Origin of the sequence: Streptomyces sp. NPDC006294 (assembly GCF_042870895.1) — a bacterium.
Classification (GTDB): Bacteria; Actinomycetota; Actinomycetes; order Streptomycetales; family Streptomycetaceae; genus Streptomyces.
Map to the genome: position 1 here is coordinate 119893 of NZ_JBIAHV010000017.1, position 20278 is coordinate 140170.

Here is a 20278-nt window from a genome sequence, read left to right on the forward strand (position 1 = left end):
GCCGCCCTGACCGGCCGGCGGGCCCTTCATGCGGGCCTCGGCCGTCCGGCCGCTCCGCTCAGTCGGCGGCGGTGGCGGGTACGGGGACCTCGACCGTCCCGCCGCCCCCGTCTTCCTCGGCAGGAGGCCGGCCGGCGCGGAGCTCCGCGATGGCGGCCTCGAAGTCTTCGAGCGAGTCGAACGCCCGGTACACGGACGCGAAGCGCAGGTACGCGACGAGGTCGAGTTCCTGCAGTGGGCCGAGTATGGCCAGGCCCACGTCATGAGTGGTCAGCTCGGCGCTGCCGGTGGCGCGCACCGCCTCCTCGACCCGCTGGCCGAGCTGGGCGAGGGCGTCCTCGGTGACCGGCCGCCCCTGACACGCCTTCCGTACCCCGGAAATGACCTTGGTACGACTGAAGGGCTCCGTCACGCCGCTGCGCTTGATCACCATCAGAGAGGCGGTCTCGACCGTCGTGAAGCGTCGGGCGCAGTCAGGGCACTGCCGGCGGCGGCGGATCGCCGTCCCGTCGTCGGTGGTGCGACTGTCGACGACACGACTGTCGGGATGCCTGCAGAAGGGACAGTGCATGGCTCCCAACCCCTCCTTCGTGAGCACGACCGATGAGCCTCTGCGGGCCGGATCGGGCCCCGCGAAGCAGCCACAAGCATAGGCGATCCCTTCGGCCGTGAAGCACCAGGGACACAACTTCTGGGTGGCGAACCCAATCCAACCACTAGATCTGGGGTTTGGCGTACTTGGGCTCGCCACGCGTGTCGCCCTGTGGGGCGGGTACCGGAGGGGCGCCGAGGGGTGCTCGGACACGCCGCGTGCCGGGCGGCTGTCTTCCGCGCTCGGGCCCGCGCCCGAGACGCGGCGAACGGGCTCCTCGCGGGCGACACGGGGCCCGGCGTCCCCGCCCCGGAAGGGCCCGGATGCAAGACTCAGCGACGGCCCGGAGGGACGGCGCCGGAAGGCTCCGGAACGACCCGACTCCGTCGGCGTCGCCGGCGAAGGCTACCGTAGCGGCTACGCGGCCCGGCTCGATCGTTCGCACATACACCCAGCAGAATGCCCACGTCAGGCAATCTGCAATTTTTCACTCGAACGTGTGTTTGGCGCAACCTTTCGAAACCAACTACCGTTGTCCATTTAGGGAGACCATTCGAGAGGGGCCGACGTGACCACCACCGCAGACAGTGCCACCATCACTGCCCAGGACCGCTCACAGAGCCGATTCGAGCCGGTGCATGCCATGAATGACGCAGCCACGACCCCCGAGGGGCCGAAGCCCGGCCGCTCGTTGCCCGGCCGACCTCCCGGCATCCGGGCCGACAGCTCCGGCCTCACGGACCGGCAGCGGCGCGTCATCGAGGTCATCCGCGACTCCGTGCAGCGAAGGGGATACCCGCCGTCGATGCGCGAGATCGGCCAGGCGGTCGGCCTGTCGAGCACCTCGTCCGTGGCCCACCAGCTCATGGCGCTGGAGCGCAAGGGGTTCCTGCGCAGGGACCCGCACCGCCCCCGGGCGTACGAGGTCCGCGGCTCCGACCAGCCGAGCACTCAGCCCACGGACACCACCGGCAAGCCCGCGGCGTCGTACGTGCCCCTCGTCGGCCGGATCGCGGCCGGTGGCCCCATCCTGGCCGAGGAGTCCGTCGAGGACGTCTTCCCCCTCCCCCGCCAGCTGGTCGGCGACGGTGAGCTCTTCGTGCTGAAGGTCGTCGGAGACTCGATGATCGAGGCCGCGATCTGCGACGGCGACTGGGTGACCGTGCGCCGCCAGCCCGTCGCGGAGAACGGGGACATCGTGGCGGCCATGCTCGACGGCGAGGCCACGGTCAAGCGCTTCAAGCGGGAGAACGGCCATGTCTGGCTGCTCCCGCACAACGCCGCGTACCAGCCCATCCCCGGTGACGAGGCGACCATCCTCGGCAAGGTGGTGGCGGTGCTGCGACGGGTGTGAAACCACCCGCCGGCCCAGACCGGACCCCGGGATCCACTGCGCCGGTCCCGGGGTCCTGCGCTGCCCGCACGCTTGTGAGCCGGCGAAGCCGGGCGAGCAGCGTCCGGCCACTCGCGCTGCCCTCCGGCAGGCGCGCTTTCCGACACGGCGGACCGCTGGGGCCGTGACCTACTTGCCCTCCGCCTTGGCCACCGCGTCGATCGCCGCCAGGGAACGGCGGACCTGGTTGCGGTCCGTCGTGTACCAGAAGTCGGGCAGCGAGGCGCGCAGATAGGTGCCGTAGCGCGCATTGGCGAGCCGCGGATCGAGCACCGCCACCACACCGCGGTCTCCGGTCGCGCGCACCAGCCGGCCCGCTCCCTGTGCCATCAACAGCGCCGCGTGCGTCGCCGCCACGGCCATGAACCCATTGCCGCCCGCCTCCTCGACGGCCTTCTGCCGGGCACTCATCAGCGGGTCGTCGGGGCGCGGGAACGGAATGCGGTCCATCACGACGAGCTGGCAGCCGGGACCGGGCACATCGACGCCCTGCCAGAGCGAGAGAGTGCCGAACAGACATGTCTCCGGGTCCGCGGCGAACGCCTTGATCAATTCGCCCAGAGTCTCCTCGCCCTGCAGCAGAATCGGATTGCCGATGCGGCCGCGTAGTTCCTCCGCCGCCGCCTTCGCGGCCCGCATCGAGGAGAAGAGCCCGAGCGTACGCCCGCCGGCGGCTTCCACCAGTTCGGCCAGCTCGTCCATCATGTCGCCGCGGGAACCCTCGCGCCCGGGGGTGGCCAGATGCCGGGCGACGTAGAGGATGCCCTGCTTGGGGTAGTCGAAGGGCGAGCCGACGTCGAGGCCCTTCCACTGCGGCACGTCCTCGCCCCCGCTGCCTTCCGGCGCGAGACCCAGCGAGGCCCCCACTCCGTTGAAGTCGCCGCCGAGCTTGAGCGTGGCCGAGGTGAGCACCACCGACCGCTCCGCGAACAGCTTCTCGCGCAACAGCCCGGAGACGGAGAGCGGCGCCACCCGCAGCGACGCCCCGAACCGGTCATGCCGCTCGAACCAGACCACGTCGTACTCGGAGCCCTGGGTGATGCGCTCGGCGACGGAGTGCACATTCTCGACGGCGGCCAGCGCCTGCTTGCGCACGGCGTCCTCGTCCTGGACGGACTTGTCCCTGGTGGAGCCGATGGCGCTGATCACCGTACGGGCCGCGTCGCGCAGCGCCATCAGGGCGTAGCCGAGGTCCTCGGGGATCTCCTCGAGACGGCCGGGGAGGGCCAGTTCCATGAGCTGCTCGAAGGACTCGGCGGCCGTCTGGAGAGCGTCGGCCGCCTTCTCGTTGACGAGCTTGGCGGCACGGCGGACGGCCCGGTTGACCTGCCCGGGAGTGAGCTCGCCCGTGGCCACGCCCGTCACACGGGAGACCAGCTCATGCGCCTCGTCGACGATCAGCACCTCGTGCTGCGGGAGCACCGGGGCGCCTTCGATGGCGTCGATCGCCAGCAGGGCGTGGTTGGTGACGACGACGTCCGCGAGCTTCGCCCGCTCGCGCGCCATCTCGGCGAAGCACTCCGCCCCGTAGGCGCACTTGGAGGCGCCCAGGCATTCGCGGGAGGAGACGGAGACCTGGTGCCAGGCCCGGTCGGAGACGCCCGGTGTCAGGTCGTCCCTGTCACCGGTCTCGGTCTCGTCGGCCCAGTCCCGCATGCGCAGCAGGTCCTTGCCGAGCTTGCTCGTGGGCGCCGCTGCCTCGAACTGGTCGAAGAGCCCCTCCTCGTCGTCCTGCGGCACGCCCTCGTGCAGGCGGTGGAGGCACAGGTAGTTCGACCGGCCCTTGAGCATCGCGAAATCCGGCCGGCGTCGCAGCAGCGGATGCAGCGCTTCGACCGTACGCGGCAGATCGCGCTCGACGAGCTGGCGCTGCAGCGCCAGGGTCGCCGTGGCCACCACCACCCGTTCGCCGTGGGCGAGGGCCGGGACGAGATAGCCGAGCGACTTTCCGGTGCCGGTGCCGGCCTGGACCAGCAGGTGGGAATCGTCGTCGATGGCCTCGGCAACGGCCTCGGCCATGGTGACCTGGCCTGGCCGCTCCACACCGCCGACGGCGGTCACGGCGGAGTGGAGGAGCTCGGGAAGGGATGGCTTCGTCATAGCCCGACCAGCCTACGGGGCGCCACCGACAACGGGATCACGCAGCCGGGCCATCAGGCCGGGGCCAGCGGGTTGGGGACAGTGCCGTGGACGGCCGCGTGAGGGCGCTCCGGACGGTCTCGGTAGCCGTCGAGGTGAAGCCGGTTCCGGTTGAGGCACAGGCGCTCGATACGCGGAGTGAGCAGGTCGAACGTCTCGTAACGCTCCTTGAGCTCGGGGAAGTGGGCCTGGTGGCGCAGGATCTCCGCCCGTACCAGCGAGTAGAACTGCTCCTCGGGAACGTCGAGTTGCTCCTCGCAGAGCGGCGCGAGATAGCGGAACACTCCCACGAAGAGACCGGAGTGGATGAACTGGGTGAGGAATCCGGAATCCTCGGTGAGAAGGATCCGCCGCACCTCGTCCGGCATCGACGCGTGCTCGGGCAGTGGCTGCGCGCTGACGTTCACATCGTCGACGAAGTCCTTGATCGCGAGGCGGACCGGGATGTCGTGGTCGTCGTGGACCACGATGGCGTTCTCGCCGTGCGGGGAGAAGACGACGCCGTAGCGGTAGAGGAAATGCAGCAGAGGGGGCAGCAGGGCCGCGAAGAGCCGCTGGAGCCAGACGGCCGGGGCGAGACCTGACCGGCTGACGAGTTCGGCGGTGAACGCCCGGCCCTGTGGATCGGTGTGGAGGAGCGAGGCGAGAGTGCGGGCCCGCTCCCCCGCGTCCAGCCGCGGCTGAAGCGGCTCGCGCCAGATCGCGCCGAGCAGTTCCTTGTACTGGTAGGGCACCTCGGGAAGGTGGTCGTACAGCGGATGCTCGACCGTCACTGAAGCGACCTCGCCGAGCAGGACGACCCGGCACTCGTCGCGCAGGAACGGGTCCGCCTCGCGCAGGCCCTGTACCCACGAGGTGACGGCGGGCGCCGCGAGGGTCCGCTCGGTGGGCAGCCCCCGCCACACCAGTGTGTTCAGGATGGACAGCGGCAGTTTCACGGTGTGGCGGTCGGGCCGGTCGATGTTCGTGAAGGTCCTGATCGACTGCTGGGGCAGCCTTCGGTCCCCGTCGCTGGGCAGCGGAACGATCTCGCCGCGCGCCACCGCGGGCGCGTAGAGGGGGAGCAGCACTTCGTCCCACTGCCAGGGGTGCACCGGGAGGAACAGGTATGCGGCGGGATCGAGGCCCTTGTCGCGCAGCGAGGCCGCGAAGGACTCACGGGTCCCTTCGTCGAGCTCGCGGGCGTACAGGACCTCCGCGCGATCGAGCCCGGGGACCCCGCGGTAGGCCGCGAGACCGGCTTTGACCGCTATCCAGGGAAGGCGCGCGGCGCAGCGGGCTTCAGGCGCCCAGTGGGCGGTGTCGGTGGCGGAGAAGCCGATGCGCCCCTTGTTGAGCACCAGCCACGGGTGGCCGGTCTGGTGTCCTTCGAGCTCCGCGTAGCCGAGGTCCGCGAGTTCGGCGGCGCTCAGAGCGGTGCCGTCGAGCCGGGTGTCCCCGGTCAGGGTGACGGACATTTCACGGATCAGATGGCCGAGGGTGGCTCCGTCGAGGCCGAGCAGGGCCCTCGCCCGGGCGAGGAAGGCCAGCGGGTCGGAGAAGGGAAGGCCGTCGCATGCCACGGAGCCGGGAGCGATGCGCCAGCTTCCATAGGCTCCCCGCCGGGCCCGGAACGTCAGCACGCCCATCCCTTCGACAGGGAGGGCGTAGAGGTCGCCGCCTGCCGCCGGGCCGACGGCGTCCGGCTGGATCGAAGCCCGGCTCGGAGCCGGGGTGGGAACCGGGGTGGGAGCGGCGGACGGGACCGGGGCCGAGTCGTCCGGCTGGACCATGACCGGCTCGATGATCTCTTCGTAGGCGAATTCGCCGAGCATCTTGGCGAGCAGGCGGGCGGCTGCCCGCTCCCAGTTCCCGCGGGTCAGGCCGGGCGGGACGAAGGGGACGGAGCCGTGGCTGGCAGGGGACTTCGGCACGGGGACTCCTCAGATGGAACCGATGCGGATCGGGCGGTGTATGTAAGTCAGCGGGTTGTTCACAGCAGGTTCCGCAGCGCCCGGTCGCGGACCATGAGGGCGGCTCGCTTGTCGGGAAGGTCGATTTCCGCGGAAAGACGAAAGCCGGAGCTGAGAAAGGCGGACAGGGAGGGGGTGTTGCGCAGGTCGGGTTCAGCGATGACGCGCGTACACAGGGGCAGGTTGTCGAGCACGAGATCGGACAGGGCTCGAAGGAGGGTGGAGCCGACGCCGCGGCCGCGGTCGGCGACGCCACCGATGAGCAGATGGACGCCGGTGTCGTGCGGACGTGCGGGGTAGTGGCGGGCGAGCGGATCGAGGTCGGCGCGGTAGAGCTCGAAGTAGCTCATGGGTGTGCCGTCGAGGACACCGAGGCAGGGGACGCTGCGGCCGTCGCCCTCGAGTTGTGCGGACACGTGCGTGGCGGTGACGGCGTCGGGTCCCGCCAGTTCCCAGAAGGCGGCGACGGCGGGGTCGTTCATCCACCGGGCGATGAGCGCGAGATCACGTCTCAGGACCACGGGGACGAGCAGGAAGACGCCGGCGGGCGTGGCGGCCGGCGCCCAGTCACCGGGGTCGCCGAGCAGTTCGCCGACGGCGCCCCCGGCGCGCGACCGGGGGCGGGCACGCTCCGCCGGCGTGCAAGGGGCGGGGGCATGGTCGTGGAACAGCGCGAGGAACTCGTCCGGGAGCCGCAGGTCGAGGGTGTCCTCGGCGCCGTCTCCTCCCAGCCGGGGAGGAAGCGTGTCCGCGACTCTCCGTCTCGGCTGGGGAGGAAGCACGCCCTCGGCATCTCCTCCCAGCCGGGGAGGGAGTGTGTCCTCGATGCCTCCCCGTGGCCGGGGAGCGGGCCCGGGCCAGCCGGCGGTGTACGCATCGGTGGGAGGCAATGCGGCGTGCTCCTCTCGCGGTTCGGTGTCGGGTGTCGTGCCTCAGGACGATCGGAGGGGATTGGCGATGGTGACGTAGACGGACTGGGTGTCGACAGGGCCGACGAGTTCGTCGAGTCCGTGGAGCCGGGTGAGCAGGTTGGCCTTGCAGCGGAGCGTGGGTGTCTCGAGCAGCTGACCGGGCAGCGGTGAGCCCATGCCGGCAGCGGAGGCGAGGAACTGCCGGAAGGCGGCGAGCAGCACCCGCTCGTCGGCGAGGCGCTGCGCCCCGAAGGCTCCGATCAGACCCAGCACGTTGTTGATGGCGAGGTAGTAGGCGAAGCGCTCGTCGGTGACGTCGTCGGAGACGAAGGTGTCGCTGTCCGCGCCGATGCCCGGGAGGCGGGCTTCGAGCCGCTCGCGGTGGGACTCGCGGAAGTAGTAGCCCTGGTTGTCCCGGTAGCGGCCACCGGTCGGCCAGCCGTCGGGGTCCAGCAGCACGATCGTGTTCTGCTGGTGGGCCTCGAGGGCGATGCCCGCTGTGGCATCCAGCCACAGCACGGGGCGTACGACCTGGTCGAGGTAGCGCAGGAACCACTCGGCCGCCACCGCGGTGAGGGGTCGGCCGGTACGGGCGGCGAGGCGTTCGACGGTGACCGCGAGGCGTGAGCGCATGCCCGCCCGTCCGGGCCATGGGCGGGGGGTGGTCAGGGCCGCGATGCAGACCGCGTCGTCGCCGGGACCGAAGGGGTTGTGACGAATCATGACGTCGAGTCCGTGCACGGGTCCGGCGTCAGGCGTGTCGACGGCGAGCCAGGCCGGATCGCGCACGATGTCGAAGCGGGGGTGGGCGGCCCGCCACTGCTCGGCGAGGCCGGCGCGGAGCAGTCGGTGGACCTCGACCCCACGGTGCAGTTCCTTGCGGAGGTTCTCCCGGCAGGAGTTGGTGATCCGCAGGCCGAGGGAGAGCTTCAGCATGGCCGGGGCGCCGGGCCGGTGCACCGTACGGACGGAGGAGGTGGGGTACCAGAGGTCGCCATGGGGGCCGAGGTCGTGCAGGAGGCCGGCGTCCAGCAGCGTGGAAACGGCCGCGCGCTGCCTGATGTCGCGTGCCTGCCAGGGGTGCAGGGGGAGGGCGACACTGTTGTCGGGACGCGGGAGGTCTCCCGCGAGACGGGAGGTGAGCTGTCCGGCCGTGATGGCGCGGCCCTGTTCGGTCCAGGCCGACTCTGCGGCCAGTACCGACTTGTCGACAGCCATCCAGTGCAACGGGAAGGAGCCGTACAACTCGGGCGAGTAGCTCCGTGCTTCGGACTCGGAGAGTCCTTCACGGCTCTTGGGCGTCGGATGGAGGGGGTGGCCGAGCAACAGCGACTGCTCGGCGGTGAGGAACAGGTCCGCCTCGGGAGGGGCGGTGGGGCGCCGGCGCCGATCGGTGATGAAGTCGGCAGTGCGCCGGGCGGAGTCGGCGACCCGCGCCACGAGGTCGGATCCCTCACCGTGACCGCTCTCGCGGCCGAGCAGCGCGGCCACGGTCACGGCGTCGGCCCGGGCGGCCTCGTCCGGGCTGCCCTCCAGGGCGGGAGATCCGAAGCGGTGCCATCCGGTGGCCGACCAGTAGTGGACGGGGACCAGTAGTGCGGTGCCACTGGCGGCGAGGAGGATGCGCAGGGTGGGTCCGTCGGGGCGCGCCAGGTCGTTCTCCCGCACCCAGCAGCGCAGCAGGTTCTCCACGGTGGCCGTGTCCGCGGCGCGGCGCGCGTCGGGGTCGTCGAGGGGATCCGGGTGCTCCGCCTGGTCGGGGCTGTCTAGGTGGTCGGGACGCGCCCCCGGGCCGGGGTCGTCCAGCGGGCCCGAGTGCTTCAACCGGTCCAGGTCGCCGAGCGCGTCCGGCTCGGCGACGGGACGGTCAGCGCGATCGGGAAGGCCGGACCGGTCCGAACGGCCGGCGCGGTCGGGCCGGTCGAGGCGGTCCAGGTGGTCGAGACTGCCGGGGCGATCGGGCCGGTCCAGGTCGCCGGGACGATCGGACCCGTCGAGGTGGGCGAGACTGCCGGGGCGGCCGGGCCGGTCCAGGTCGCCGGGGGCACCGGGAGGCGTCGGCGTGGCCGCGGCCGCGTCGCGGGCTTCGTCGAGGCGACCGGCCTGGCGTGGCACCGTCGCGGGCTCCAGCGTGAGGGGGCCGCTCACGCCGCCCTGCTCGCGGTGGTGGCCGGCGGGACCGTCGGGGGACTCGGGCGCATCGGGTGCGGGAGTGGGGTTCACGGAGGGCTTCCTTGTGACGTGGTCCGGGGTCAGTGCGACTGCCTGTGGTCGCTGCGGCCCTGCGTGGAGCGCTCAGCGGCGGCCAGGGCATCGGCGAACCGTTCGAGGACGGCGGCCGCTTGTTCGTCGGTCAGGGTGAGCGGCGGGAGCAGGCGCACGACGGCGGCCCGGCGTCCGCCCAGTTCGACGATGAGTCCGCGGCGCAGACACTCCTGCTGGACGAGGGCCGCGAGCCGGGGTGCCGGCGGCGGGACGACTGCGTCCGGTGCCATGGAGTCGGGGTCGACGAGTTCGACGCCGATCATCAGGCCCCGGCCGCGTACGTCTCCGATGCAGGGATGGGCGGCGGCGAGCCCCTGGAGGCGGGCCAGCATGCGGGCGCCGAGCGTCGCGGCGCGCTCGGCGAGGCGGTTCTCCCGGACATGGGCGAGGGTGGCGGCGCCCGCCGCCATGGCGAGCTGGTTCCCCCTGAAGGTGCCCGCGTGCGCTCCGGGCTCCCAGGCGTCGAGCGCTGAGCGATAGACGATGACGGCGAGCGGAAGGGACCCGCCGATGGCCTTGGACAGCACCATGACGTCCGGTACGACTCCGCTGTGCTCGACGCCCCAGAAAGTCCCGGTGCGTCCGACCCCGGTCTGCACTTCGTCGGCGATCAGCGGGATGGAGCGGGAGGCGGTGACCTCACGCATCCGGCGCAGCCAGGCGTCGGGGGCGGGGATCACCCCACCCTCCCCCTGCACGGGTTCGAGGATCATGCCGGCCGGCTTGGGGACACCGCTCTTGCTGTCGTCGAGGAGGCTCTCGGTCCAGCGGGCGGCGACCTCCGCGCCGCGCTCGCCGCCGATCCCGAAGGGGCACCGGTAGTCGTGCGGGAACGGCAGGCGGGTGACCCGTACGTCGCCGGCGCCGCTGGAGGCTTCGAGCGCGCCTGCCGTCATGCCGTGATAGGCGCCCGTGAAGGCGAACAGGCCGCTGCGGCCGGTGGCCGTCCTGACGAGTTTGAGCGCGGCCTCCACGGCGTCCGTGCCCGCGGGGCCGCAGAACTGGATGCGCCCGTCCTCGGCCAGCGGGCGCGGGAGCGTGGCGAACAGCTCGGTGACGAAGGCGTCCTTGACCGGGGTGGCGAGGTCGAGAACGTGCAGCGGGGCGCCCGAGTCGAGCACGTTCTTGATCGCTTCCAGGACCACGGGGTGGTTGTGCCCGAGCGCCAGGGTGCCCGCGCCCGAGAGGCAGTCGAGGTACCGGCGGCCGTCGGCGCCCTCGATCGTCAGTCCCCTGGCCCGCACCGGCACGATGGGCAGTGAGCGCGCGTAGGTCCGGGCAGCCGACTCGCGGAGCGACTGTCTTCGCAGGATCCCCTCGTGAGCTGCGGTCGGCGCCACCGGAGCAGGTTCGGTCACGGCCACGGCTGTTCGTCCTCCGGCTGTCACAGTTGCGTTGCACATCGGTACGGCACCCCCGCGGGGCGCACCGGCGTTGAAGGCTGTCCTCGCGTCCCCGCACGTACCAACGACGCGAGGGGCCGGGGATCACGGCCGATCGGAAGATCCTTACGGTCCGGAACCATGGACCTGCCGCACGCCGTCCCCATCGGCACCGGCATAGTGGGGGCCGCACTCCGGCGGCCACGAGCCGTGCAGGGGGTCAGGAACGCACTCCTTCCGGAAGTTCCTGGGTAATACCGACAATTCAACAGCTCGGCCCGGCCACCCGGCCCAAGCGGTCGGCCGATCAACCGGTTCAGCCGACCGATTCAGCCGATGGGTTGAGCCGACGGATCCGGCCGAGCAGTCCAACAGTTCTGTCCAACCGCTGAGTTCAATCGATCAGCAGCACCGAAGTCCCAGGGGGATCAAGAGATGCGACCCATTCGTCCGACGCTGGCAGCGGCCTCGATGGCCGCGGTGCTGGCACTTGCCGCCACCGGGTGCGGCCCCGGCGAGGACAACGCCGGCGGCGAGCCGACCGCTTCGGCCAGTCAGCCCGCCGACGGCAAGATCACTATTCCGGACGATCTCAAGGACCGCCTCAAGGAGCGCGGGATCGACCTGGACAAGTGGAAGGACGGCGAGTGGAAGAACTGGGACAAGGACAAGTGGCTGCGTGAGGCGCAGGACTTCGTCAACCCGATCATCGAGGACCTCTGGGACCCGGACCGGATGCGGGACGCCGAGAAGCCCCCGGAGAAGCCGGTCGACAACGACATCTCGGGCGACGAAGGCGTCACCGACCCCGCGCCGGCCCCGGTCGACGCCCAGGCCGTGAAGGCTCCGTACCACGCGGACGCCGCGGAGGCCGGCAAGGTCTTCTTCGACGGCCCGCAGGGGTCGATGGTCTGTTCCGCGACCGTGGTGAAGGACCCGGCCCACCCCGGCAAGTCCAACATGGTGTGGACCGCCGGCCACTGTGTGCACGCCGGCAAGAGCGGCGGCTGGTACCGCAACATCGCGTTCGTCCCGTCCTACAACGACGGTGCCAAGGAGACCGCGGAGCTGGAGAAGGCGCCCAAGGAGGAGATCGCTCCCTACGGTGTCTGGTGGGGCGACTGGGCCCAGACCTCCGACCAGTGGATCTCCCAGGGCGCCGCGACCGGCGGACAGGGCGCGGCGTACGACTACGCCGTCATCCACGTGACCCCGGAGAAGGGCAGCACCGGCAAGTCCCTCGAGGAGACGGTCGGTTCGGCCCTGCCGGTCGACTTCAACGCCCCCGCGGTGCCGAAGATCCAGAGCATGACCGCCACCGGATACCCGGCGGCCCCGCCGTACGACGGCCAGAAGCTCTTCCAGTGCGCGGACAAGCCGGGCCGGCTGTCGCTGAAGGCGAGCGAGCCGACGATGTACCGCATCGGCTGCACCATGACCGGCGGTTCGTCCGGCGGCGGCTGGGTCGCACAGGGCCAGGACGGCAAGCCGGCCCTGGTGTCCAACACCTCCATCGGCCCGGTGACGGCCGGCTGGCTGGCCGGTCCGCGTCTCGGCAAGGAGGCCGAGGGCATCTACGAGGCGGTCAGCAAGAAGTTCGCGGGCCAATAAGGACGTCCGGGCGCGAGGGCGCCCGTGTGAACTGATCCGGCGAGGGTCCCGGCCGGGTGGCCGGGACCCTCGCCGCTCCTCGCCCACACCTGCGCCTCGCCCTCGTTCTCCATCCTCGTGGAGAGTCCGTGCAGTTGAGGGCCCGTGACGATGATCGTCCGTCCGCAGAGCCTAGAGTGGTGCCGCAGCACGAGGCGGCCCCGACGGCCGCCTCTTCCTATGACACGTCCATGGCAAGCGCAATGTGCCTTTCCATGGCCAGTACAGAGCTTTCCAGGGGGAATCGTTCCATGCGATCCATACGACCACTGCTGGCAGCGGCCGGCCTCGTTTCGGCTCTCGCCCTGACGGCGACGGCCTGTGGCCCGAGCGGGACGGAGGCGGCGGACAAGCCTGCCGCGTCCGGCCCGGCCGCGGACAAGGAAGCCGCCGCACTTCCCGCGGACCTGGCCGACAAGCTCAAGGAGCAGGGCGTCGACCTGGACAAGTGGAAGAACGGCGAGTGGAAGAACTGGGACAAGGACAAGTGGCTGCGTGAGGCCAAGGACTTCGTCAACCCGGTGATCGAGGGCCTGTGGAAGCCCGAGCGGATGACGACGGCCAAGGCGCCCGCGAAGACGATGGCGACCGGTGACCTCTCCGGCGACCAGGGCGTCACCGACCCGGAGCCCCGCCCGGTCCGTGCCGAGCCGGAGAAGAAGCCGTACCACAAGAACGCCGCCCCCGTCGGCAAGGTGTTCTTCGACGCCCCCGAAGGCTCGATGGTCTGTTCCGCGACCGTCGTCAAGGACCCGGAGAACCCCGGCAAGTCCAACCTCGTGTGGACGGCGGGCCACTGCGTCCACGCGGGTCAGGCGGGCGGCTGGTACCGCAACATCGCCTTCGTCCCGGCCTACAACGACCAGGGCAAGTCCCCCGCCGCGCTGGAGAACGCGCGGCCGCAGGAGGTCGCGCCGTACGGCGTCTACTGGGCCGACTGGGTCGCGACCTCGGGCGCCTGGATCAACGAGGGCGGCCCGACGGGCGGCAACGGCGCCCCGTACGACTACGCCGTGATGCATGTGAAGCCCGAGCGGGGCACCAAGTCCCTCGAGGAGACGGTCGGCGTCGCCCTCGACATCGACTTCGACGCCCCCGAGGCCAAGGACATCCGCGCCATGGGCGCCTGGGGCTACCCGGCCGCGCCGCCGTACGACGGCGCGCTCATGCACAAGTGCGTCGACCGGCCCGGGCGGCTGTCGATCGCTCCCGGCACTCCGACGATGTGGCGCATCGGCTGCACCATGACCGGCGGTTCCTCCGGCGGCGGCTGGTTCGCCGAACAGCCCAACGGAAAACTGGCGCTGGTCTCCAACACGTCCATCGGCCCGGTCACTTCGGGCTGGCTGGCGGGTCCGCGACTGGACGCGGACGCCCAGCAGATCTACACGATGATGAGCGACAAGTTCGCCGGACGGTAAGCAGGTTCGCCGGGCCGTAGGCCGGCCGGGCGACCGCACGCGAACAGCCGAAGGGCCCGCCCCCCAGGGGGCGGGCCCTTCGCCCTGTTCAGCAGACGGAAGCCACCGCGGTGCCACCGGCGCCTGACGGGGACACCGTCAGTGTGCCGCCGGCACGTACGGGGACAGGGCTGCGGCCAGTTCCTCGTGCACCCGGGCCTTCAGCGCAGTGCCCTCCGTGGTGTGCTCCTCGGAGATCACCTCGCCGTCGGCGTGGACCCGCGAGACCAGCCGGCCCTCGGTGTAGGGCACGAGCGCCTCGATCTCGATCTTCGGCCTGGGCAGCTCGTCGTCGATCAGCCGCATCAGCTCGCCGATGCCCGCGCCGGTCCGGGCCGACACCGCGATCGCGTGCCGCTCGATGCGCAGCAGGCGCTGCAGTACGAGCGGGTCGGCCGCGTCCGCCTTGTTGATCACGACGATCTCGGGCACGTCCGTCGCGCCCACGTCGCGGATCACCTCGCGCACGGCTGCCAGCTGCTCCTCCGGCGCCGGGTGCGCCCCGTCGACCACGTGCAGGATCAGGTCGGAGTCCCCGACCTCCTCCATGGTGGAACGGAACGCCTCGACCAGGTGGTGCGGCAGGTGCCGTACGAACCCGACGGTGTCGGCCAGGGTGTACCCGCGGCCGCTCGGGGTCTCGGCCCGCCGGACGGTCGGGTCCAGGGTGGCGAACAGTGCGTTCTCCACCAGGACGCCGGCGCCCGTGAGGCGGTTGAGCAGGGAGGACTTGCCCGCGTTGGTGTAACCGGCGATGGCGACGGAGGGCACCTTGTTACGGCGGCGCTCCTGGCGCTTGATGTCGCGGCCGGTCTTCATCTCCGCGATCTCACGGCGCATCTTCGCCATCTTCTCGCGGATCCGGCGCCGGTCCGTCTCGATCTTGGTCTCACCGGGACCGCGTGTGGCCATGCCGCCACTGCCGCCGCCACCCATCTGTCGGGACAGCGACTGACCCCAGCCACGGAGCCTGGGCAGCATGTACTGCATCTGCGCCAGGGCCACCTGCGCCTTGCCCTCTCGGGACTTGGCGTGCTGGGCGAAGATGTCGAGGATCAGGGCGGTCCGGTCGACCACCTTGACCTTGACGACGTCCTCGAGCTGGATGAGCTGGCCGGGGCTGAGCTCACCGTCGCAGACGACGGTGTCGGCACCGGTCTCGAGCACGATGTCGCGCAGCTCCTGCGCCTTGCCCGAGCCGATGTACGTGGCCGGGTCCGGCTTGTCGCGGCGCTGGATGACGCCGTCGAGGACGAGAGCGCCCGCCGTCTCGGCGAGGGCCGCCAGCTCCGCGAGGGAGTTCTCCGCGTCCTGCGCGGTCCCCGAGGTCCAGACGCCGACCAGCACGACGCGCTCGAGGCGCAGCTGCCGGTACTCGACCTCGGTGACGTCCTCGAGCTCGGTGGAGAGGCCCACCACCCGCCGCAGCGCGGCACGCTCGGAGCGGTCGAACTGGTCGCCGTCCCGCTCGGTGTCGATCTCGTGGCTCCAGGCGACGTCCTCTTCCATCAGGGCATCGGCCCGAAGGCTCTCTGTGCGCGTCTCCGCGGAGCTCTGCTGTTCCTGGGAAGGGGATGAAGAGGAGGTCATTGGATCCTTACGTCGATATGGAGAGCGGACGTGCCGGCCGAGTGCCGGACCGCTCCGTTGCCAGTGACAACGCGTGGGGGCCCCGGAAGATTCCCCCTGGGGGTTCCGGTCCCGGCAGCGCCGCCGACCCGCCGATGGTCGCACGGGCCCGCCGGGACCGTCACCCCGATTTCGGCGGCTTCTCAGCGGCGGCGGGCCTTCGTGGCGCCACTCCCGGCGTCCTCGACGGCCCGGCTGCGCCAGTCGGGGTGGCCGGGCATCGCGGGCGTCTTCTTGCCGTACAGCCAGCGCTGGAAGAACGCGGAGAGGTCACGCTCCGCGATGCTCGATGCGAGCTGCGTGAAGTCCTCCGTGCCGGCCGTGCCGTCCTGGTGCTCCTGGACCCAGGTGCGCTGCAGGCGCTCGAAGGCGCTCCTGCCGATCTCCTGGCGCAGTGCGTACAGGACCAGCGCGCTGCCGTCGTAGACGACCGGCCGGAAGATGCTGAGCTTCTTGCCGGGCGCGGCCGCGGCCGGCGCCGCCGGCGGTCCGCCCGCCGCGCGCCATGCGTCGGAGTGCTCGTACGCCCGGCGCATCCGGGTCTCGAGCGACTGCTTCGACTTCTCGTCCGCGTACAGCGCCTCGTACCAGGTGGCGTGGCCCTCGTTCAGCCACAGGTCGGACCAGGTGCGCGGGGTGACGCTGTTGCCGAACCACTGGTGGGCCAGCTCGTGGACCATGACGGAGTCGACGTACCACTCGGGGAAGGCGCCCGAAGTGAACACGGAGCGCTCGAAGAGCGACAGCGTCTGCGTCTCCAGCTCGAAGCCGGTCTCCGCGTCGGCGATCAGCACGCCGTAGGTCTCGAAGGGGTAGCGGCCGACCTTCTCCTCCATCCAGGTCAGCTGGGCGGGCGTCTTCTTCAGCCAGGGCTCCAGCGCCTCACGGTCGGCGGTGGGGACGACGTCGCGCAGGGGCAGCCCGTGCGGGCCCTGCCGCTCGACGACGGAAGAACGGCCGAGGGAGACCTGGGCCAGCTCGGTGGCCATGGGGTGGCCCGTGCGGTAGACCCAGGACGCCTGCTTGTCGGTCTGGGCACGGGCGACCCGCCGCCCGTTGGCGACCACGGTGATGTCCGGCGGCGCGGTGACGCGGAAGGTGAAGTACGCCTTGTCGGACGGGTGGTCGTTGGAGGGGAAGACCCGGTGCGCGGCGTCCGCCTGGTTGGCCATCACCAGGCCGTCGCCGGTGCGCACCCAGCCGCCGGCGTCCTTGGGTCCGCGCGGGTCGCTGGTGTGCGCGACGGTGATCCGCATCCGCGAGCCGGCGGGGATGTTCGCGGGCGGGTCGATGACGAGGTCCTCGCCGGCGGTGGCGAAGTCGGCCGGGGTGTCGTTCACCATGACCGAGCGGACCGTGCCGTGGGTGAAGTCGAGGTTGATGCGGTCGAGGCCCCGGGTCGACCAGGCGTCGATCCTCGTGACCGCTTCGAGGGGCCGGTCGTTGCGGCCTTCGTAGGCGAGGGCGATGTCGTACTCGAGAACGTCGTAGCCGGGGTTGCCCAGTTGGGGGAAGAGCCGGTCGCCGATGCCGAGTGGCTCGGGCGAGGGCAGGGTCGCGGCGATGAGGGTGGCCGACGCGGCGGCCAGCAGGGCGGCACGCATACGGCGCCGGGATGTGTGCAGCATGGACTACCGCTACCAGCGCCCCGGCGTACGGACCCCGACGGCACGCGACGGGCGGCGGCGCGCCCACCCGAACGAGGTCAGCCGGTGGCCGCCGGATGCTGGGTCCGGCTCACGTCGTACACCCCCGGCACGTCGCGCATGGCTCGCATCAGGGCCGGGAGCCCGGCCGCGTCGGGAAGTTGGAGGGTGTACGTGTGCCGGACCCGCTGCTGGGTCGGCGGCTCCACGGTGGCCGAGACGACGGCGGCCCCCTGGCCGGCGATCACTTCCGTGAGGTCGGCCAGCAGCCGGGGGCGGCCGAACGACTCGGCGACCAGCGTGACCCGGCATTCGGCCGCGTCGCCCCAGCGCACGGACACCGGCTCGCGGCCCGCGCCGGTCATCCGCGCCACCGCCGGGCACTCCTGCCGGTGGACGGTCACGGCTCCGCCGCGTACGGGGAAGCCGGTGACGGCGTCCGGCGGTACGGGGGTGCAGCAGCCGGCGAGCCGTACGGTCGCCTCGGGGATGTCCACCACGGCGTTCGCAGAGACCGGCCGGCCGGCCGGGAGCGGGGCGGGCCTGCGGGGGGCGGCGGACGGGGTCGCGGCGCCCCCCGGGTGCGTGTCGAGCCAGCTGGTGATCGCGATCCGCGCGGCCGGGGTGCGGGCGTGGTCGAGCCACTCCGGGGACGGCCCCGACACGCTGTCCTGGGCGAGGAGGACGTGCACGGTGTCGCCGTCGCCGAGGACGGTGCTCAGGGTGGCGAGACGGCCGTTGACGCGGGCGCCGATGCAGGTGTGCGCCGCTTCGCCGTACTGCGCGTAGGCGGCGTCCACGCAGGTCGCGCCGGCCGGCAGGCCGAGTGCGCGGCCGTCGGCGCGGAAGACGGTGATCTCCCTGTCCTGCGCCAGGTCCGCGCGCAGGGACGACCAGAAGGTGTCGGGGTCGGGGGTGGACTCCTGCCACTCCAGCAGCCGGGACAGCCAGCCGGGCCTGGTCGGGTCGGCCCGCTCGCCGTCCGCCGGCTCCGCCCCGCCGGACGGTTCCGCGCCGTCCACGGGGACGTACGGGTTGCCCAGCGCGATCACCCCGGCCTCCGCCACCTTGTGCATCTGGTGGGTGCGGACGAGGACTTCGGCGACGGCGCCGTCCGGGCCGGCGACGGCGGTGTGCAGGGACTGGTACAGGTTGAACTTGGGCGCCGCGATGAAGTCCTTGAACTCGGAGATCACCGGCGTGAAGCAGGTGTGCAGTTCACCGAGGACGGCGTAGCAGTCGGCGTCCTCGGAGACGAGGATCAGCAGCCGGCCGAAGTCCGTGCTGCGCAGTTGTGTACGCCGGAGGCAGACCCGGTGCACGGATACGAAGTGCCGCGGTCTGATGAGCACTTCGGCGTTGATGCCCGCCTCGCGCAGGGCGGCCCGGAAATCGTCCGCGAAACCGGCGAGCGCGGTGCACGAGGTGGCGTTCTCCGCGATGACCGCCCGGGTCCGCTCGTACTCCTCGGGGTGCAGGATCGCGAAGACCAGGTCCTCCAGCTCGCTCTTGAGCGCCTGGACGCCGAGCCGTTCGGCGAGCGGGATCAGCACGTCTCGGGTGACCCTGGCGATACGTGCCTGTTTCTCGGGGCGCATCACCGTCAGGGTGCGCATGTTGTGCAGCCGGTCGGCGAGTTTGATCGACATCACGCGGACGTCGTTGCCGGTGGCGACGAGCATCTTGCGGAAGGTCTCCGGTTCGGCGGCGGCGCCGTAGTCGACCTTCTCCAGTTTGGTGACGCCGTCGACCAGATAGCCGACCTCGGCGCCGAACTCGTCCTTCACCTGGTCGAGGGTCACTTCGGTGTCCTCGACGGTGTCGTGGAGCAGCGACGCGGTGAGCGTGGTGGTCTCCGCGCCCAGTTCGGCCAGGATCAGCGTCACGGCGAGCGGGTGGGTGATGTAGGGCTCGCCGCTCTTGCGGAACTGACCGCGGTGGGAAGCCTCCGCCAGCAGGTACGCCTTGTGCAGCGGGGCGAGGTCCGCGTCGGGGTGGTGCGCCCGGTGCGCCTCCACGACGTGGCCGATCGCGTCGGGGAGCCGGTCGCGCCCCGTGGGGCCCAGCAGTGCGGCGGCGCGGCCCAGCCTGCGGAGGTCGATCCTCGGCCGGCCGCGCCTGCGGCTGTGGGCACCTGGATTGGTCGCCTCTGCGCTCATGGGGCACCTCCGCCGACTTCGACCGGCGGTACGGAGAACTGGCGTGCCTCCGGGCCGGTGCTTGATGCTACCGAGCCCACCACGCGGCGGAGTCCACCTCTCGCTCAGCGTGAAACGGATCACCCATTCGAGCGAAGCGCTATGCGGTCGCGGTTTCGAGCAGAACGGGGTCGATCAGCCCTTCGGCGACGATCACGGCGGGGCCGGTCATCTCGATTCCGCCGTCGGGCCGCTCGGTGATCACCAGACGGCCGCCGGGCAGGTCGACCCGGTACGTGACGGGGACGCCCGTGACGGCCGGGTCGAGGCCGTCCCGGCGCGCGGCGGCCACGGCGACGGCGCAGGCGCCGGTCCCGCAGGAGCGGGTCTCGCCGGAGCCGCGCTCGTGGACGCGCATCGCGACGTGCCGTTCGCCGCGGTCGACGACGAACTCCACGTTGACCCCGTCCGGATAGACCGACGCCGGAGCGCACTGCGGCGCGGTGAACAGGTCACCGGCGTGCGAGAGGTCGTCGACGAAGGCGACCGCGTGCGGGTTGCCCATGTTCACGTTCCTCGCCGGCCAACTGCGGGAGCCGACCGAGACGGTGGCGCCCTCCTCGGGGAGCACGGCCCGCCCCATGAAGACGGTGATGTCGCCGGTGGCGGAGTCGCCGCCGGAGGCCGCCTTTGCGAGGTGCACCTTCTTGGTCCCGCCGCGCGTCGCGACGGCCAGCTCGCCCGCCTCGACGTGGCCGGCGCGCTGGAGGTACCCCGCGAAGACCCGGACGCCGTTGCCGCACATCTCGGCGACGGAACCGTCGGCATTGCGGTAGTCCATGAACCACTCGGCCTCGCCGGCCAGGTGCCGGGCCTCGGGGTGGGCCGCGGACCGCACCACGTGCAGCAGGCCGTCGCCGCCGATACCGGCCCGGCGGTCGCACAGCCGGGCGACGACCGCGGCGGGGAGGTCCACCGCGTTGTCCGGGTCGGGGACGATCACGAAGTCGTTCTCGGTCCCGTGGCCCTTGAGGAAGGGGAGGGGCGACGTCTGCGAGGTGCTCACGTCCTCCATCCTACGAGGACGGTCCGACAGCGGCGGAGCCGGTCGTGGCCGGTCG

At 71.5% G+C, this 20278-nt stretch carries 13 protein-coding genes; 3 read left to right on the plus strand and 10 right to left on the minus strand.

The features are described from left to right. Window positions 1–58: 58 nt before the first annotated feature. Complete coding sequence (gene nrdR, locus ACFYOP_RS27430) at window positions 59–571, minus strand: transcriptional regulator NrdR (RefSeq protein ID WP_356895831.1); 513 nt, start codon at window positions 569–571, stop codon at window positions 59–61. Window positions 572–1160: 589 nt separating this feature from the next. On the opposite strand from nrdR, the gene lexA reads away from it, so the two are divergent. After that, window positions 1161–1946, plus strand: a complete 786-nt coding sequence (gene lexA / locus ACFYOP_RS27435; protein WP_356895829.1) for a transcriptional repressor LexA — start codon at window positions 1161–1163, stop codon at window positions 1944–1946. 168 nt (window positions 1947–2114) lie between these two features. Here lexA and ACFYOP_RS27440 read toward each other — a convergent pair whose 3' ends face one another. The 5 genes from ACFYOP_RS27440 to ACFYOP_RS27460 are packed head-to-tail and all read right to left on the minus strand — an operon-like array spanning window position 2115 to window position 10616. Further along, window positions 2115–4085: an ATP-dependent DNA helicase gene (locus ACFYOP_RS27440; protein ID WP_356895827.1), complete on the minus strand. Its 1971-nt coding sequence runs from the start codon at window positions 4083–4085 to the stop codon at window positions 2115–2117. Window positions 4086–4138: 53 nt separating this feature from the next. Next, window positions 4139–6037 carry an IucA/IucC family siderophore biosynthesis protein gene (locus tag ACFYOP_RS27445; RefSeq protein ID WP_356895825.1) on the minus strand — a complete coding sequence of 633 codons (1899 nt, stop codon included), beginning with the start codon at window positions 6035–6037 and terminating at the stop codon, window positions 4139–4141. A gap of 59 nt (window positions 6038–6096) precedes the next feature. Continuing rightward, a complete protein-coding gene (locus ACFYOP_RS27450) occupies window positions 6097–6966 on the minus strand; it encodes a GNAT family N-acetyltransferase (RefSeq protein WP_388453121.1) in 870 nt (289 codons plus the stop codon). 42 nt (window positions 6967–7008) lie between these two features. Further along, window positions 7009–9210, minus strand: coding sequence for an IucA/IucC family protein (locus ACFYOP_RS27455; protein WP_356895823.1), 2202 nt, complete (start codon window positions 9208–9210; stop codon window positions 7009–7011). Window positions 9211–9239: 29 nt separating this feature from the next. Beyond that, window positions 9240–10616, minus strand: coding sequence for a diaminobutyrate--2-oxoglutarate transaminase family protein (locus ACFYOP_RS27460; RefSeq protein WP_356895821.1), 1377 nt, complete (start codon window positions 10614–10616; stop codon window positions 9240–9242). Window positions 10617–11069: 453 nt separating this feature from the next. Here ACFYOP_RS27460 and ACFYOP_RS27465 point away from each other — a divergent pair, with 453 nt between their 5' ends. Both ACFYOP_RS27465 and ACFYOP_RS27470 read left to right on the plus strand, forming a co-directional pair. Beyond that, window positions 11070–12245, plus strand: coding sequence for a hypothetical protein (locus tag ACFYOP_RS27465; protein ID WP_356895819.1), 1176 nt, complete (start codon window positions 11070–11072; stop codon window positions 12243–12245). Between the two features lie 290 nt (window positions 12246–12535). Further along, window positions 12536–13705, plus strand: a complete 1170-nt coding sequence (locus ACFYOP_RS27470) for a hypothetical protein (protein ID WP_356895817.1) — start codon at window positions 12536–12538, stop codon at window positions 13703–13705. Window positions 13706–13843: 138 nt separating this feature from the next. On the opposite strand, the gene hflX is transcribed toward ACFYOP_RS27470, so the two are convergent. The 4 genes from hflX to dapF all read right to left on the minus strand — a co-directional run bounded on the left by hflX (window position 13844) and on the right by dapF (window position 20232). Beyond that, window positions 13844–15334, minus strand: a complete 1491-nt coding sequence (gene hflX, locus ACFYOP_RS27475) for a GTPase HflX (protein ID WP_356895815.1) — start codon at window positions 15332–15334, stop codon at window positions 13844–13846. Window positions 15335–15516: 182 nt separating this feature from the next. Continuing rightward, window positions 15517–17001, minus strand: coding sequence for a M1 family metallopeptidase (locus ACFYOP_RS27480; protein ID WP_356895813.1), 1485 nt, complete (start codon window positions 16999–17001; stop codon window positions 15517–15519). A gap of 77 nt (window positions 17002–17078) precedes the next feature. After that, window positions 17079–19178 (minus strand): HD domain-containing protein, encoded by a 2100-nt coding sequence (locus tag ACFYOP_RS27485; protein ID WP_356895811.1) that lies wholly within the window; start codon window positions 19176–19178, stop codon window positions 17079–17081. 139 nt (window positions 19179–19317) lie between these two features. Next, window positions 19318–20232 (minus strand): diaminopimelate epimerase, encoded by a 915-nt coding sequence (dapF, locus tag ACFYOP_RS27490; RefSeq protein WP_356895809.1) that lies wholly within the window; start codon window positions 20230–20232, stop codon window positions 19318–19320. Between the last annotated feature and the right edge of the window lie 46 nt (window positions 20233–20278).

Bases quoted from the DNA above. Each gene is read 5' to 3' on its own strand.
- nrdR (WP_356895831.1), bottom strand. From the start codon at position 571: ATGCACTGTCCCTTCTGCAGGCATCCCGACAGTCGTGTCGTCGACAGT.
- ACFYOP_RS27440 (WP_356895827.1), bottom strand. From the start codon at position 4,085: ATGACGAAGCCATCCCTTCCCGAGCTCCTCCACTCCGCCGTGACCGCC.
- ACFYOP_RS27465 (WP_356895819.1), top strand. From the start codon at position 11,070: ATGCGACCCATTCGTCCGACGCTGGCAGCGGCCTCGATGGCCGCGGTG.
- ACFYOP_RS27470 (WP_356895817.1), top strand. From the start codon at position 12,536: ATGCGATCCATACGACCACTGCTGGCAGCGGCCGGCCTCGTTTCGGCT.
- hflX (WP_356895815.1), bottom strand. From the start codon at position 15,334: ATGACCTCCTCTTCATCCCCTTCCCAGGAACAGCAGAGCTCCGCGGAG.
- ACFYOP_RS27480 (WP_356895813.1), bottom strand. From the start codon at position 17,001: ATGCTGCACACATCCCGGCGCCGTATGCGTGCCGCCCTGCTGGCCGCC.
- ACFYOP_RS27485 (WP_356895811.1), bottom strand. From the start codon at position 19,178: ATGAGCGCAGAGGCGACCAATCCAGGTGCCCACAGCCGCAGGCGCGGC.
- dapF (WP_356895809.1), bottom strand. From the start codon at position 20,232: ATGGAGGACGTGAGCACCTCGCAGACGTCGCCCCTCCCCTTCCTCAAG.